This window comes from Shinella zoogloeoides, from assembly GCF_020883495.1.
Taxonomy (GTDB): Bacteria; Pseudomonadota; Alphaproteobacteria; order Rhizobiales; family Rhizobiaceae; genus Shinella; species Shinella zoogloeoides.
In genome coordinates this window covers 3,853,329-3,867,726 of the sequence record NZ_CP086610.1, presented here as the reverse complement: position 1 = coordinate 3,867,726, position 14,398 = coordinate 3,853,329, and the positions used below count along the sequence as shown (strand labels likewise).

General features: G+C 64.9%; 17 protein-coding genes. 8 read left to right on the top strand and 9 right to left on the bottom strand.

What is annotated here, in order from left to right; all coding sequences use genetic code 11:
- Nucleotides 1-75: 75 nt before the first annotated feature.
- Entirely contained in the window at nucleotides 76-273 is a 198-nt protein-coding gene (locus K8M09_RS19020; protein WP_160787292.1) for a Flp family type IVb pilin, read from the bottom strand.
- A gap of 332 nt (nucleotides 274-605) precedes the next feature.
- On the opposite strand from K8M09_RS19020, the gene K8M09_RS19015 reads away from it, so the two are divergent.
- The 7 genes from K8M09_RS19015 to K8M09_RS18985 all read left to right on the top strand — a co-directional run bounded on the left by K8M09_RS19015 (nucleotide 606) and on the right by K8M09_RS18985 (nucleotide 6,008).
- Nucleotides 606-1,016: a pilus assembly protein N-terminal domain-containing protein gene (locus K8M09_RS19015; RefSeq protein WP_160787291.1), complete on the top strand. Its 411-nt coding sequence runs from the start codon at nucleotides 606-608 to the stop codon at nucleotides 1,014-1,016.
- 151 nt (nucleotides 1,017-1,167) lie between these two features.
- Nucleotides 1,168-1,722 (top strand): TadE/TadG family type IV pilus assembly protein, encoded by a 555-nt coding sequence (locus K8M09_RS19010; protein WP_229342019.1) that lies wholly within the window; start codon nucleotides 1,168-1,170, stop codon nucleotides 1,720-1,722.
- Nucleotides 1,719-2,336 carry a TadE/TadG family type IV pilus assembly protein gene (locus tag K8M09_RS19005; protein WP_160787289.1) on the top strand — a complete coding sequence of 206 codons (618 nt, stop codon included), beginning with the start codon at nucleotides 1,719-1,721 and terminating at the stop codon, nucleotides 2,334-2,336. The genes K8M09_RS19010 and K8M09_RS19005 overlap by 4 nt, the downstream gene beginning before the upstream one ends.
- 76 nt (nucleotides 2,337-2,412) lie before the next feature.
- Nucleotides 2,413-3,642 carry a phosphopentomutase gene (locus K8M09_RS19000; RefSeq protein ID WP_160787288.1) on the top strand — a complete coding sequence of 410 codons (1,230 nt, stop codon included), beginning with the start codon at nucleotides 2,413-2,415 and terminating at the stop codon, nucleotides 3,640-3,642.
- An 8-nt stretch (nucleotides 3,643-3,650) separates the two neighbouring features.
- Entirely contained in the window at nucleotides 3,651-4,607 is a 957-nt protein-coding gene (locus K8M09_RS18995; RefSeq protein ID WP_170299554.1) for an adenosine deaminase, read from the top strand.
- A gap of 106 nt (nucleotides 4,608-4,713) precedes the next feature.
- Nucleotides 4,714-5,343 carry a uracil phosphoribosyltransferase gene (gene upp / locus K8M09_RS18990; protein ID WP_160787286.1) on the top strand — a complete coding sequence of 210 codons (630 nt, stop codon included), beginning with the start codon at nucleotides 4,714-4,716 and terminating at the stop codon, nucleotides 5,341-5,343.
- A gap of 125 nt (nucleotides 5,344-5,468) precedes the next feature.
- Nucleotides 5,469-6,008, top strand: a complete 540-nt coding sequence (locus K8M09_RS18985; RefSeq protein ID WP_160787285.1) for a TIGR02281 family clan AA aspartic protease — start codon at nucleotides 5,469-5,471, stop codon at nucleotides 6,006-6,008.
- On the opposite strand, the gene deoA is transcribed toward K8M09_RS18985, so the two are convergent.
- From deoA to K8M09_RS18950, 7 genes are read right to left on the bottom strand one after another with little or no spacing between them, the layout of a single operon-like run.
- Nucleotides 5,998-7,311 (bottom strand): thymidine phosphorylase, encoded by a 1,314-nt coding sequence (deoA, locus tag K8M09_RS18980; RefSeq protein WP_160787284.1) that lies wholly within the window; start codon nucleotides 7,309-7,311, stop codon nucleotides 5,998-6,000. The genes K8M09_RS18985 and deoA overlap by 11 nt on opposite strands.
- Nucleotides 7,311-8,072 carry a deoxyribose-phosphate aldolase gene (deoC, locus tag K8M09_RS18975; protein ID WP_380734870.1) on the bottom strand — a complete coding sequence of 254 codons (762 nt, stop codon included), beginning with the start codon at nucleotides 8,070-8,072 and terminating at the stop codon, nucleotides 7,311-7,313. The genes deoA and deoC overlap by 1 nt, the downstream gene beginning before the upstream one ends.
- A complete protein-coding gene (locus tag K8M09_RS18970) occupies nucleotides 8,065-8,877 on the bottom strand; it encodes a purine-nucleoside phosphorylase (RefSeq protein ID WP_160787282.1) in 813 nt (270 codons plus the stop codon). Before K8M09_RS18970 ends, deoC begins: the two co-directional genes overlap by 8 nt.
- A complete protein-coding gene (locus tag K8M09_RS18965) occupies nucleotides 8,874-9,266 on the bottom strand; it encodes a cytidine deaminase (RefSeq protein WP_160787281.1) in 393 nt (130 codons plus the stop codon). Before K8M09_RS18965 ends, K8M09_RS18970 begins: the two co-directional genes overlap by 4 nt.
- A gap of 1 nt (nucleotide 9,267) precedes the next feature.
- A complete protein-coding gene (locus K8M09_RS18960; protein ID WP_160787280.1) occupies nucleotides 9,268-10,239 on the bottom strand; it encodes an ABC transporter permease in 972 nt (323 codons plus the stop codon).
- 3 nt (nucleotides 10,240-10,242) lie between these two features.
- Nucleotides 10,243-11,376, bottom strand: a complete 1,134-nt coding sequence (locus K8M09_RS18955) for an ABC transporter permease (protein WP_160787279.1) — start codon at nucleotides 11,374-11,376, stop codon at nucleotides 10,243-10,245.
- The gene (locus tag K8M09_RS18950; protein ID WP_160787278.1) at nucleotides 11,373-12,908 is read right to left on the bottom strand and encodes an ABC transporter ATP-binding protein; all 1,536 of its coding nucleotides are present in this window, start codon (nucleotides 12,906-12,908) and stop codon (nucleotides 11,373-11,375) included. Before K8M09_RS18950 ends, K8M09_RS18955 begins: the two co-directional genes overlap by 4 nt.
- A gap of 159 nt (nucleotides 12,909-13,067) precedes the next feature.
- On the opposite strand from K8M09_RS18950, the gene K8M09_RS18945 reads away from it, so the two are divergent.
- A complete protein-coding gene (locus tag K8M09_RS18945) occupies nucleotides 13,068-13,301 on the top strand; it encodes a SlyX family protein (protein ID WP_160787277.1) in 234 nt (77 codons plus the stop codon).
- A gap of 54 nt (nucleotides 13,302-13,355) precedes the next feature.
- On the opposite strand, the gene K8M09_RS18940 is transcribed toward K8M09_RS18945, so the two are convergent.
- Nucleotides 13,356-14,348, bottom strand: coding sequence for a BMP family lipoprotein (locus K8M09_RS18940; protein ID WP_160787276.1), 993 nt, complete (start codon nucleotides 14,346-14,348; stop codon nucleotides 13,356-13,358).
- Between the last annotated feature and the right edge of the window lie 50 nt (nucleotides 14,349-14,398).

Sequence of the window (14,398 nt, the reverse complement as noted above, 5' to 3'; positions counted from 1 at the left end):
CCGTTTCGGAAAGGCTAATGCCGGAAAGCAGAAAGCCGCCCGTGAGGGCGGCTTTCGCGTCGAGCTTGGCTCGAATTACGTGGGGTCTGCCGGCATGGCCTCTTCAGCAGCATCCATCTGCTTCGAAAGACCATCGAAGATGTTGTTCAGCGAGCCGCCGAGGGCGGTGGCGCCGGTGATCAGCGCGACGGAGATCAGGGCGGCGATCAGGCCGTATTCGATGGCGGTAGCGCCAGACTCATCCTTCAGAAGGCGAGCGAAAATCTTGGTCATGGTATTCTCCTAGCTCCACGATGTTGGTTCAGCACGTCCGCCAACTGTTGCCGTTGTTCGGATGGGTGCAACCTACAGGCCTGCCATTTCCATCCACTTAAGGAGTTCGGTTAACACAACCTTGCCACGCCATTGCCCGATTTATGGTTTCCCATCGGTTAACGCCCTCTCAAAGCGCGCGCTCGCGCGTTTTCCCATTTTTCCGCCTTTGATTCCGCGCGGCGCAGGCGACAAGCGCCAGGGTTGAAACGAGACCGCCGCCCTTCGGGCTTAAAGCTTCATTCACCATTCCGGGCGATGCTGCAGCCAGTTACTTGCCGGGATGACTGTTTATGGGACGCGACTGGACCCTTACCGCGAACGCAGCAAAGCTTGCGACGACCGCCCTCGTCCTGTTGGCGACGACCGTCGCCGCGAGCGCGGAGGAACCCTATCTGCGCGTCTACATGGACCATGCCCGCGTGCTGCGGCTCGACCGGCCCGTCAGCAAGGTGATCGTCGGCAACGCCAAGGTGGCCGATGCGACCGTGGCCGACGCCCAGACCATCGTGCTGACCGGCCGCAATTTCGGAACGACGAACCTCGTCCTGCTCGATGCCGACGGCAATGCGATCGTCGATGAGCGCATCCTCGTATCCATCGACGAGGGCAATACCGTGCGCGTCTTCCGGCAGACGGACCGCTCCGTGCTGTCCTGCACCCCGAACTGCGAAGTACACGCCTCCAAGACGGACGGTGGCTGATACCGCACGTCCATAAACGGGAAACCCTTCGGTTTCTCGCGGCCGCGCACACGAAATATAAACGCTCTGTCCGCTACTGTCGGGGCTTCCAGCAGCCTCGGAACGGATCGCGATGTCGCCCGATCATGATGCAGAAAGCCGCCGACGGTCGATGAACGGACTGTTCAGGCGTTTCCTCACCCGCCGCGACGGCGCGACGGCGATCGAATTCGCCCTGCTTGCCCTGCCATTCTTCATCATCGTCTTCGCCTCGCTCGAGACCCTTCTGGCCTTCTCGGCCGAACAGCTCTTCGCCAACGCCAACGAGACTATGGCGCGCAGGATACGGACCGGCATCATTACCTCCACCAATACGGACAGGGCGGCATATCGCGAGGCATTCTGCGAGGAAATCAAGCTCCTCATGCCCTGCTCAGACACCGAGGCGCAGACCGAGGACAGGCTCTTCATCCATGTGGAAAGCTTCGCGAGCTACGCCGACATCACCCCGGCGGTTTCCATCGTCGAGGACAATCTCGACACGGCCGCCTTCAAATTCGCGCCGGGCGGCAAGAAATCCATCAACATCGTGCGCGCCTATTATCGCTGGGACATCATCACGGATGTCGTACGTCCCCTGCTCTCCAACGTCACGGCCGCCGATGGCTCGACCCGCAACTACCTGATGGTCGCAACGACCATCGTGCAGACCGAGGACTACAAATGATGTCCCGGCCCACCTCCAGCCCAAAGACCGGCAAGGGCTTCCTCCGGATGCTGCGCCGCTTCATCGACGACCGCCGCGGTGTGGGCGCCATCGAGTTCGTGATCGTCGCGCCACTCCTCATCATGACCTATATCGGCGCCTTCGAGATCACCGTGGGCATCACGGCCGCGCGCAAGGTCGCCCGCGCCTCCAGCAACGTTTCCGACCTGCTGACGCGCGTCGACAAGACAAACACGACGATGCTCGCCGCCATGAAGGAAGTCACCCGGAGCGTCGTCGCGCCCTTCGCGCAGAATGTCTACAGCCTGAAGATGACCGGCATCACCATCGATGCCGGCGGCAACGCGACGGTCGCGTGGTCGCGGCAATGGTCGCGCGCAAGCGGAGCGGCCAACGAAACCGAGGGGACGCCCTACACCAAGGGCGACGCCGTTACGCTGCCTGCGAACACCGTGGCGAAACAGGGCTTCATCGTGCGCACGGAGTTCGAGATGCAGCATGCAATCCTGCTGATGGCGCCCAACCTGTCCTCGCGCATCAACGAGATCACGCTTCGCAAGACGAGCTTTTTCCGCGCCCGCCAGGGCGATAGCATCTCCTGCACCGATTGCTGAAAGGCGCGATTTCGCTTGAACCCTTCGCCGCCGCCATGCCATTTCCTTTGGGATGCGGACAGACGGCAGGTGATCCATGGCGCGAGCCTTTCTCTTCGTTCTCGATTCCTTCGGCATCGGTGGCGGGCCTGACGCCGGGGCATTCGGCGATCTCGGCGCGGACACGCTCGGCCATATCGCCGAATTCTGCGCGGCCGGCGCGGCCGACAGGCCGGGTCTGAGGCAGGGGCCGCTGAGGCTTCCCAACATGTCGGCGCTCGGGCTGCTGCATGCGGCCCGCGCCGCGACGGGACGCTTCCCACAGGGCATGGACGTTCCGCAGCGCGTCTTCGGCTATCACGGCGCGGCAAGCGAAGTGTCGAACGGCAAGGACACGCCGTCCGGCCACTGGGAGATTGCCGGCACGCCCGTTTCCTTCGACTGGGGCTATTTCCCCGTCGAGGGCAACGCCTTCGAACCGGAGTTTGTGGAGGCAATCTGCAGCGCCGGCAACGTGCCCGGCATCCTCGGCAATTGCCACGCCTCCGGCACCGACATCATCGCCCGCCATGGCCTGGAGCATACCCGCACCGGCAAGCCCATCTGCTACACCTCCTCCGATTCGGTCTTCCAGATCGCCGCGCACGAGGTGCATTTCGGCCTCGCCCGCCTCTTGGCCTTCTGCGAGACCGTACGAAAGATCCTCGACGAGCGGCCGGGCGGGCGCATCGGCCGGGTCATCGCGCGACCCTTCCTCGGCGAAACGCCAGAGACCTTCGAGCGCACCGGCAACCGCCGCGACTATTCCGTCCTGCCGCCCGAGCCGACCCTGCTCGACCGGCTGACGGAAGCCGGACGCACCGTGCATGCCGTCGGCAAGATCGGCGATATCTTCGCCCATCAGGGGATAAGCACGCTCACCAAGGCGAACGGCAACATGGCGCTGTTCGACGCAACGCTGCGCGTGATGGACGAGGCGAAGGACGGCGATCTCGTCTTCACCAATTTCGTCGATTTCGACATGCTCTACGGTCACCGCCGCGACGTAGCGGGCTATGCCGCCGCGCTCGAGGCCTTCGACCGCCGCCTGCCGGAGGTGGACCGCAAGCTGAAGCCCGGCGACATCGTCATCCTGACGGCCGACCATGGCTGCGACCCCACCTGGCGCGGCACGGACCATACGCGCGAGCGCGTGCCGATCCTCAGCTTCGGCCCAGGCCTGCGCTCGCGCCTCATCGAGACCCGCAGCACCTTCGCCGATATCGGCGAAAGCATCGCCCGCCATCTCGGCATCCCGCAGGGGCCGCACGGAAGGAGCTTTTTGTGACGAAAACCATGCCCAAGGCGGAGCTTCATTGCCATATCGAAGGCGCGACGCCCCCTGCCCTCGCCGCCACCCAGGCGAAGCGCTACGGCGTCGACACATCCAGCTTCATCAAGGACGGCGAATATTCCTGGCAGGACTTCACCAGCTTCGTACAGAGCTATGACGCCACCGCCAACCTCTTCCGTACGGAGGAGGATTACGCGCTGCTCGCAGAAACCTACCTGACCGAGATCGCAGAGGCAGGCGCCATCTACAGCGAGCTGATCGCCTCGCCCGACCAGGGCGACGCGGTCGGCATCGGCGCGGACGCCTATATGCGCGGTCTTGCCGAAGGGGCCGAGCGGGCCAAGGTGAAGACCGGCATCGAAACACGCCTTATCGTCGTCGGCATCCGCCATTTCGGCCCAGAGCGTGTGGTGAAGGCGGCGGAATATGCCGCACGCCGGCCGCATCCCCTGATCACCGGCTTCAACCTTGCCGGCGAGGAGCGCATGCACCGCGTCGCCGATTTCACCCGCGCCTTCGACATCGCCCGCGATGCCGGCCTCGGCATCACCATCCATGCCGGCGAGCTTTCGGGCGCCTTCAGCGTGCGCGACGCGCTCGACCGTGTGCGTCCCTCGCGCATCAGCCACGGCGTGCGCGCCATCGAGGATGCGGACCTCGTGAAACGGCTGGCGGACGAGGGCGTGGTGCTGGAAGTCTGCCCCGGCTCCAACATTTCCCTCAGCGTTTTCCCGGATTTCGAGAGCCACCCGCTGCGAGCGCTGCATGAGGCCGGCGTGCGCGTCACGCTCAATTCCGACGACCCGCCCTTCTTCCACACCTCGCTCGCCCGCGAATACGAGGTCGCCTCGACCGTCATGGGCTTCAGCGACGAAGACATCCGCGGCATGACGCGCACCGCCATCGAGGCGGCCTTCGTGGACGAGCCGACGCGCCAGCGGCTGCTTTCACGCCTCTAGGGGACGCAGCCGGCTGGGGATGTTGCTTCCCGCCGGCTCTCTTCTCTTGCGGCGGGCCGCCGTTCCGTGGAAAAAGAAGGCATCACTTGTTTTCGGAAGGTTGGCCATGGACGGCGTTACAGTCATCGATCACCCGCTCGTGCAGCACAAGCTGACCATCATGCGCAAGAAGGAGACGTCCACGGGCAGTTTCCGCCGCCTGCTGCGTGAAATCTCGACGCTGCTCTGCTACGAAGTCACCCGCGACCTGGAGCTCACCACCGCGCGCATCGAGACGCCGCTGGAAGTGATCGACGCGCCGGTCCTCGAAGGCAAGAAGCTGGTCTTCGCCTCGATCCTGCGCGCCGGCAACGGCCTGCTGGAAGGCATGCTGGAGCTGGTGCCCTCGGCCCGCGTCTCCCATATCGGCGTCTACCGCGATCACGAGACGCTGGAAGCCGTCGAATATTTCTTCAAGGCTCCCGACAGCATCGACGAGCGCCTCGTCATCGTCGTCGACCCGATGCTGGCGACCGGCAATTCCGCCATCGCCGCCATCGACACGCTGAAGGCCCGCGGCGCGACCAATATCCGCTTCCTCTGCCTGCTGGCCGCGCCGGAAGGCATCAAGAGCTTCCGCGCCCATCACCCGGACGTGCCGGTCTACACCGCCTCCATCGACCGCCAGCTCAACGAGAAGGGCTATATCGTGCCCGGCCTCGGCGATGCCGGCGACCGCATGTACGGCACGAAGTGACGGGTTAACCCCGCCTTTACCAAACCGAACGAAGATCGTGGAGAGGGGCGCCCGAAAGCGCCCCTTTTGCCGTCCGTTAGCGAGGGGCGTGCTATTTCGGGACAAATCCTCCCGGAGACCACCCCATGTTCGTTCGCAGCCTCGTCCTTGTCGTCGGTTCCGTCATCGCGGCCGCCACCTTCGTGCCGGACCTTGCGACCCGCTATCTCGCCGCGACCGGCAAGGCGCCGGAAGAGGCCAGGATCGAGACGGTTTCCGCCCCGGCGAGCCAGGACGCCGCGCGCTACACCGGCAATCGCAGCGCCGTGATCGGCAGCGACGCCAACGGCCATTTCACCGGCCTCTTCTCCATCAATGGCCGCAAGGAAGAGGGCATGGTGGATACGGGCGCGAGCATGGTGGCGCTCAATCTCTCGACAGCCCAGCGCATCGGCATCGACAGGGCAGACCTCGATTTCCGCTATGCGGTCGACACCGCCAACGGCAAGGCCCGCGCCGCCTATATCCGCCTCGACAGGATCGAGATCGGCCCGGTGCGCATCGAGAATGTCGGGGCCATGGTGCTGGAGGACAAGGCGTTGTCCGGCACGCTGATCGGCATGAGCTTCCTGAAGGCCCTCTCCTCTTACAAGGTCGAAGAGGGTAAGCTGCGCCTCACGCGCTGATGCGCGTCAGGATTTCCGCCGCAGAAGCCGGCGCTTCCGCGCTCACGCGATAAAGCGCGCCGAGCCGTTCCACCCCGCGAGCGGCATCGGCCTCGTTCGCCGCATGCACGCGGCCGATCTCCATGCCCCTTTCAACCCTGGTGCCGAGTGGCAGAAGGCGGTCGAAGCCGACGCGATGGTCGATGGCATCGTCCGGCCGGCTGCGCCCGCCGCCAAGCTCGATGACGGCAAGGCCGATGCCCCGCGTGTCGCATGACGCAAGATAGCCGCTTTCGGCGGCAAAGACCGGGCGAATGACCGGGGCGGCCGCGAGATAAGTATCCGCCCGTTCCACGATATCGGCAGGCCCGCCGAGCGCATGCACCAAGCGGCCGAAGACCTCGGCCGCCGCGCCGCTCGAAAGCGCCCGCATCGCCTTTGCCTCGGCGGCAGCCAGATCGGCTTCCAGTCCCGATGAGACCAGCATTTCCGCCGCGAAGGCGAGCACGATCCGCTCCAGCCGCGTCCCGGCCTTCTCGCCCTTGAGGAAGGCGAGGCAATTTGCGATCTCGACGGCATTGCCCGCCGCATCCGCGAGCGGCTGGTTCATGTCGGTGATGAGGGCGGAGGTCTTCACACCCGCCCCGTTCGCCACCTCGACCAGCGAACGGGCCAGCACCTCGGCCTCGGCCGCATCCGCCATGAAGGCCCCGTTGCCGACCTTGACGTCCAGCACCAGCGACCGGAGGCCGGCGGCGAGTTTTTTCGAAAGGATGGAGGCGGTGATCAGCGGCACGGAATCGACCGTCGCCGTGACGTCGCGGATGGCATAAATGCGCTTGTCGGCCGGCGCGAGCGCCGCCGTCTGGCCGATGATCGCGCAGCCGACATCCTTGACGGTGCGGCGGAAGAGAGCGGCGGACGGCATGATCGTATAGCCGGGGATCGATTCCAGCTTGTCCAGCGTGCCGCCGGTATGGCCGAGGCCGCGGCCCGAGATCATCGGCACGGCAAGGCCGCAGGCTGCCGCGATGGGCGCGAGCATCAGCGAGACATTGTCGCCGACGCCGCCGGTGGAATGCTTGTCGGCGATCGGCCGGTCGATATCCGACCAGTCGAGCACGTCGCCCGAATCGCGCATGGCCAGCGTCAGCGCGACGGTCTCCTCGCGCGCCATACCCTTGAACCACACCGCCATGGCGAAAGCCGCCACCTGCCCTTCGGAGACGCTGCCATCGGTGATGCCGGCGATGAAGCGGGCGATCTCCTCGCGGGAAAGCGGCTCACCGTTCCGCTTGCGGCGGATCGTCTCCTGCGGCAGCATCAGTAGCTCGCGGGCGCGGAGGGCGCGGGCTGGCCGCCGAGCACGGAAAGAATGTCGCCGAGCAGGCCCGAGGCGCCGAAGCGGAAGGTTTTGGGCGTTGCCCAGCCTTCGCCGAGGATCGAGGCGGCAAGCGCGAGGTAGTCGCGGGCATCGCCCACGGTGCGCACGCCGCCCGCCGGCTTGAAGCCGACCGGCTTGCCGCTTTCCCGGATCGCCGTCAGCATGATCCCGGCGGCATCGAGCGTGGCGTTGACGGCGACCTTGCCCGTCGAGGTCTTGATGAAATCGCTGCCGGCGGCGATGGCAAGATCGGATGCCCGGCGGATGAGCGCCACATCCTCGATCTCGCCGGTTTCCAGAATGGTCTTCAGGATGACGGGCGGCGTGCAGGCGGCCTTCACCGCCGTCACCATCTCCGTCACCGCCGCCTCATTGCCGGCGAGGAAGGCGCGGTAGGGAATGACAAGGTCGATCTCGTCCGCGCCATCGGCAATCGCCCTCTGCGTTTCGGCAACCACATCCGCGACGGCAAGGTCGCCGGAGGGGAAGTTGACGACCGTGGCGATCTTCACCGCATGGCCAGCGCCGAGAATGCCCCGCGCCTGCGCCACGAAACGCGGCCAGATGCAGATGGCGGCGGTCGTGCCGAAGGGCGTCTGCGCCTGCTGGCAGAGTTTTTCGATAGCGGCCGCGTCGCAAGTGTCGGTCAGGTCCGTCAGGTCCAGCAGCGAGAGCGTCTTCTTTGCGGTTTCCTCAAGCATGGTCATTGCCTCCGCCCGCGATCATCCCGGCGAGGATCGCGGCGAGCCGCTTTCCGCCGATCGGGGCCATATCCTTCGTTTCGTGATGGCTGAGTTCGGCGCCCGTCATGCCGGCGCCGTAGTTGGTGATGACGGAGGCCGCCGCGACCTTGAGGCCGAGATGGCGGGCGATCAGCACTTCCGGCACCGTCGACATGCCCACGGCGTCCGCGCCGAAGACGCGCGCCATGCGGATTTCCGCCGGCGTCTCGAAGCTCGGGCCGGAGAACCACATATAGACGCCGCTCGAAAGCGGGATATCGAGCTTTGCCGCCGCCGCGTCCATGCGCGCAGCAAGGTCCGCGTCATAGGCATTCGTCATGCCGACGAAGCGGTCGTCGCTCTCAAGGCCGATCAGCGGGTTGGTGCCGGAAAAATTGATGTGGTCGGATATGCGCATCACCGAGCCGGGCGGCATGTCTTCGCGCAGCGAGCCGGCCGAATTGGTGAGGATCAGCGAGGTGACGCCGAGCCCCTTCAGCACCTCGATGGGCGCGCGCATGGCATTGGCGTCGCCCTTTTCATAAAAATGCACACGGCCGGACAGCATGATGACCGGCACGCCGCCGAGCGTGCCGATGACCATCTCGCCGGCATGGCCGGAGACGGAGCTGACCGGGAAGCTCGGCAGGTCCGAATAGGGAATGCGCAAGGGATTCTCGACCGCCTCAACCAGCGTGCCGAGGCCGGAGCCAAGCACGATGCCGTAGCGCGGCGCAACGCCGCCGAGGCGCGAGAGCAACAGGTCCGTGGTCGCGCCGCTCATCCGAGGATGTCCGTCGCGAAGCTGTGCGGCAGCAGCTCTTCCATGGTCATGGTCTTCTTCACGCCGGTCTCGTCGCACAGATAGATCGGCGTCTTGGCCGTGGCGAATTCCGCGATCTTCTGCCGGCAGCCACCGCAGGGCGGGCAGAGCGGCAGTTTTTCCGCGATGACCGCCATCTCGACGATCTTTTTGTTGCCGGCCATGATCATGTGGCTGATCGCGGTCGGCTCGGCGCACCAACCCTGCGGGAAGGAGAGGTTCTCGATATTCGCGCCGGCATAGATTTTCCCGTCCTCGGCGCGGATCGCCGCACCGACGGGGAACTTGGAATAGGGCGCGTGCGCGAAGCTCATCGCCGCGCGCGCCGCCTCGAAGAGGTCGTGGGACATTCTATCGTTCCTTCACATAGGGCACGCCGCCGGCCTTGGGCGGAATGGCCTTGCCGATGAAGCCTGCAAGCAGGATCACCGTGAGGATATAGGGCAGCGCCTGCATGAGCTGTACCGGCACCTTGCCGATCAGCGGGAAGGCATAACCCTGGTAGCGGATGGCGAAGGCGTCGAGGAAGCCGAAGAGCAGGCAGGCGAAGAGGATGTTCTTCGGCCGCCACTTGGCGAAGATCAGCGCGGCAAGCGCGATATAGCCCTTGCCCGCCGTCATGCCCTTGGTGAAGCCGGCATTGGCGGCAAGCGACAGGTAAGCGCCGGCAATGCCGCACAGGATGCCGCAGCAGATGACGGCGCGGTAGCGCAGCCAGATGACAGAGATGCCGGCCGTGTCGACCGCACCCGGATTTTCACCGACGGCGCGAAGGCGCAGGCCGAAGCGCGTGCGGTAGAGGATCCACCAGCTCGCCGGCACCATCAGGAAGGCGAGATAGGTGAGCGGCGAATGGCCGGAGAGCAGGCCGGAATAGATCTGGCCGAGGATCGGCACCTCCCGCACGGCATCCGCAAACGGCAGCTTGATCGTGCCGAAGCGGCCGTCGGCCGAAAGCGCCGGCGTGCGCCCGCCCTGGCGGAACCAGGCCTCGCCGAGAATGACCGTGGAACCGGCGACGACGAAGTTGATGGCCACGCCCGAGACGATCTGGCTGCCGCGCTGGGTGATCGAGGCATAGCCATGCACCAGCGCCAGCAGCACCGAGACGAGGATGGCGGCGCCAAGGCCCATATAGACCGACTGGGTGATATAGGCGACGGAGCCGGCGGCGAAGGCCGCGCCCAGCATCTTGCCCTCGAGGCCGATGTCGAAGACGCCGGCCCGTTCGGTGAAGAGACCGGCAAGGGCGGCGAGGATCAGCGGCGTCGAGAGACGGACGGTCGACTGCGCAAGCTCGATGAAGACCTGAAAGAAATCCATGGATCAGGCTCCCTTGGTGGCGGCGACATCGCCGGTCTTCGGCGAAAGGCCGAGGATGATGCGCGTGATGGCGGGGCGGAACATGTGTTCGAGCGCGCCGGCGAAGAGGATGACGAGACCCTGGATGATGACGATCATGTCGCGGGAGATGGAGGGCATCTCGAAGGAGATTTCCGCCCCACCCTGATAGAGCATGCCGAAGAGCAGCGCGGCGGGAATGATGCCCGCCGGATGCGAGCGACCCATCAGCGCCACGGCGATGCCGACGAAGCCCGCGCCCTGCACGAAATCGAGCTGCATGCGGAACTGCTCGCCCATGATCGGGTTCAGCGCCATCATACCGGCAAGGCCGCCGGAAATCATCATGGCGATGACGATGATCTTCGCCTCCTTGATGCCGGCATAGCGCGCGGCCGCCGGGCTGTGGCCCATGGTGCGCATCTCGTAGCCGAGCTTCGTGCGCCAGATCAGCACCCAGACGCCGAAGGCGGCGACAAGCGCCAGCAGGAAGGAGATGTTGAACGGCGCGGAGCCGACGGAAAGGCCGAAGATCGACATCAGCCAGTCGAGCTTGGGAAGCTGGCCGCCGGCCTCGAAGGTGCGGGTTTCCAGCGACATGTTGCCGAGCGGCTTGAACACCTTGTTGAGCAGGTAGTTCATGAGGCTTGCGGCGATGAAGTTGAACATGATCGTCGTGATGACGATATGGCTGCCGCGCTTGGCCTGCAGCCAGCCGGGGATCATCGCCCAGAGCGCGCCGAAGAAGGCCGCGCCCACGATGGCGATGGGGAAGACGAGATACCAGGGCAAGGTGCGATCGAAGGCGAGGCAGGCGAGCGCCACGCCGATGCCGCCGATATAAGCCTGCCCCTCGCCGCCGATATTGAAGAGGCCGCAATGGAAGGCGACCGCCACGGCAAGGCCGGTGAAGATGAAGGTCGTCGTATAGTAGAGCGTGAAGCCGATATATTCGCCGCGCCCGAAAGCGCCGTTGATCATGTGATAGGCGGCTTCCAGCGGGCTTTCGCCGACGATCAGCACGACGAGACCGGAAATCAGGAAGGCGACGGCGAGGTTGACCAGCGGGATCAGGCCGTATTCGGCCCAGGCCGGCAGTTTCGCATAGGGAACACTCATTCGGCGGCCTCCTTCGAGCCTTCCACACCGGCCATCAGCAGGCCGAGTTCTCCTTCAGAGGCATCGGGGGCGCGCTCGCCGACCACGCGGCCGGCGAACATCACCAGAATACGGTCGGACAGCGCACGGATTTCGTCGAGTTCCACCGAGACGAGCAGCACGGCCTTGCCCTGGTCGCGCATCTCGATGATGCGCCTGTGAATGAATTCGATAGCGCCGACATCGACGCCGCGCGTCGGCTGGCCGATGATCAGCACGTCGGGGCTGCGCTCCATCTCGCGCGCCAGTACGATCTTCTGCTGGTTGCCGCCGGAGAAATTGGCGGTCTTCAATCGCGGGTTCGGCGGGCGGATGTCGTAGGCGGCGATCTTCTCCTCGGCCTCGGCGCGAATGGCGTCGATATCGAGCAGCAGGCCCTTCCGGTATTTCGGATCGTCGTGATAGCCGAGGATGGCGTTCTCGCTCTCCTCGAATTTCAGCACGAGGCCGACATGATGGCGGTCCTCCGGCACATGGGCGAGGCCGCATTTGCGCAGGTCCGCCGGGTCGGCATTGCCCGTCACGTCGACGGGGCGGCCGTTGAGCAGCACCGTGCCGGACGTCGCGCGATGAATGCCGGAGATCGCCTCCAGCAGTTCCGACTGGCCGTTGCCGGCGACACCCGCGATGCCGACGATCTCGCCGGCCCTGAGATCGAAGGAAACGTCGTCGACCATGGTCACGCCGCGGCTGTCGCGCACGGTGAGGTTCTTGACGGAGAGCTTCACGTCGCCGGGCTTGGCCTCGCCCTTCTCGACGCGCAGCAGAACGCGGCGGCCGACCATCAGCTCGGCCAGCTCCTCGACGGAGGTCTCCTTCGTGGTGCGCGTCGCGACCATCTCGCCGCGGCGCATGACGGAAACCTCGTCGGTGATCGCCATGATCTCGCGCAGCTTGTGGGTGATGAGAAGGACCGTCTTGCCCTGCTCCTTGAGCTGCTGGAGGATGCGGAAGAGATGGTCGGCCTCGGCCGGCGTCAGCACGCCCGTCGGCTCGTCGAGGATGAGAATGTCGGCCTTGCGGTAAAGGGCTTTGAGGATTTCCACGCGCTGCTGGATGCCGACCGGCAGTTCCTCGATCACCGCGTCGGGATCGACTTCCAGCGCATATTCCTTCTCCAGCCGCTTCAGTTCGGCGCGCGCCTTGGTGATGCCGGCATTGAGGATCTGGCTCTCTTCCGCGCCGAGCATGATGTTTTCGAGCACGGTGAAGTTCTCGACCAGCATGAAGTGCTGGTGGACCATGCCGATGCCGGCGGCGATAGCGGCGTTCGGGTCGCGGATATTGACCTTCTCGCCGTTGATCAGGATGTCGCCGTGGTCGGCCTGGTAGAAGCCGTAGAGGATCGACATGAGGGTGGATTTGCCGGCGCCGTTTTCGCCGATGATGCCGTGAATGGTGCCTTTGCGGACCTTCAGGTTGATGTTCCGGTTGGCGTGGACGAGGCCGAAGCTCTTGTCGATGCCCTTCAGTTCGATTGCCAATTCGCTCATGACGATCCACTCTTACGGGGATTTGGGGTCGAAGGGCCGCTCTCCCGGCCTATCCGCCCGCAGTCTTGTTGCTTCCGCTGCACTTGTCCAGTCCGATTGCGGGCGCGCCGCCACGCCGGTATAGCTCGCTCCACCCGGCCCGGAGCCAAGAGGAAAGCCATGACCACGCCCGACCGCACCGACGACAATATCAAGGCCGAACGCATCGCCCGCCTTGAGGAGCATGTCGCCCATCAGGCCAATTCGATCGAGGAGCTTTCCGACCAGCTCGCCGAACAGTGGCGTGTGGTCGAGCAGCTTCGCGCAAAGCTCGATGTGCTGACGGAACGGTTCCTAACGCTGGAAGCCGGCTCTCTGGAAGCCCCGGCCGTTACCCGTCCCCCGCATTATTGAGCGTCAAGGACGGAATCGGCCCGCCTGCTTTCGCAGACGGGCCGTTCGATACCCTTAGTAGGGGCAGGTCTCGTCCGACATGTAGTCGTGGACCTTCACCGTGCCGGAGATGATGTCGGCGCGCGCCTTGTCGATGGCGGCCTTCATTTCCGGGGTGATGAGCGGGGCGTTGTTCTCGTCCATCGCGACGTCGACGCCGTTTTCCTTGAGGCCGAGCACGTTGACGCCCGGCTGGAACTTGTCGTCCTTGGCCGACATGAAGGCGTCGTAGACGGCGACGTCCACGCGCTTGACCATCGAGGTCAGCACCTTGCCCGGCTGCAGGCCGTTCTGGTTGGAATCGACGCCGATGCCCAGCTTGCCGGCGTCAGCCGCAGCCTGGAGAACGCCGACACCTGTGCCGCCGGCCGCGTGGTAGACCACGTCGGAACCCTGGTCGAACTGCGACTTGGCGATTTCGCCGCCCTTGACCGGGTCGTTCCAGGCGTCCGGCGTCGTGCCCGTATAGGCTTCGAGCACGTTGTAGTCCGCGCCGAGGGACTTGGCGCCGCCGATATAGCCGCAGGCGAACTTGTGGATCAGCGGGATATCCATGCCGCCGACGAAGGAAACCGTCTTCGACTTGGAGGCCATGCCGGCGAGAATGCCGGCGAGCCAGCCGCCTTCTTCTTCCTTGAAGACGACCGAGCGGACGTTCGGCTTGTCGAGAACCATGTCGATGATGGCGAACTTGGTGTCCGGATATTCCGCTGCGACCTTCTCAAGCGCTGCGGACCAGGAGAAGCCGGCCATCACGATGGGGTTGTTGCCGTCGCCGGCGAAGCGGCGGAGCGCCTGCTCGCGCTGCGCGTCGTTGGCGATTTCGAAGTCGCGGTATTCGATGCCGGTTTCTTTCTTGAACCTCTCCGCGCCGTTATAGGCCGCTTCGTTGAACGACTTGTCGAACTTGCCGCCGAGGTCATAGATGATCGCCGGCTTGATGTCGGCGGCAAGCGCGCTGGCCGACATGGCAGCGGTTGCAAGAAGGGTGAGAAGGGTTTTTTTCATTGTGCAGCCCTGTTCGCTATTGATCTTATAGGGACCTTCCGCGCGGCGCC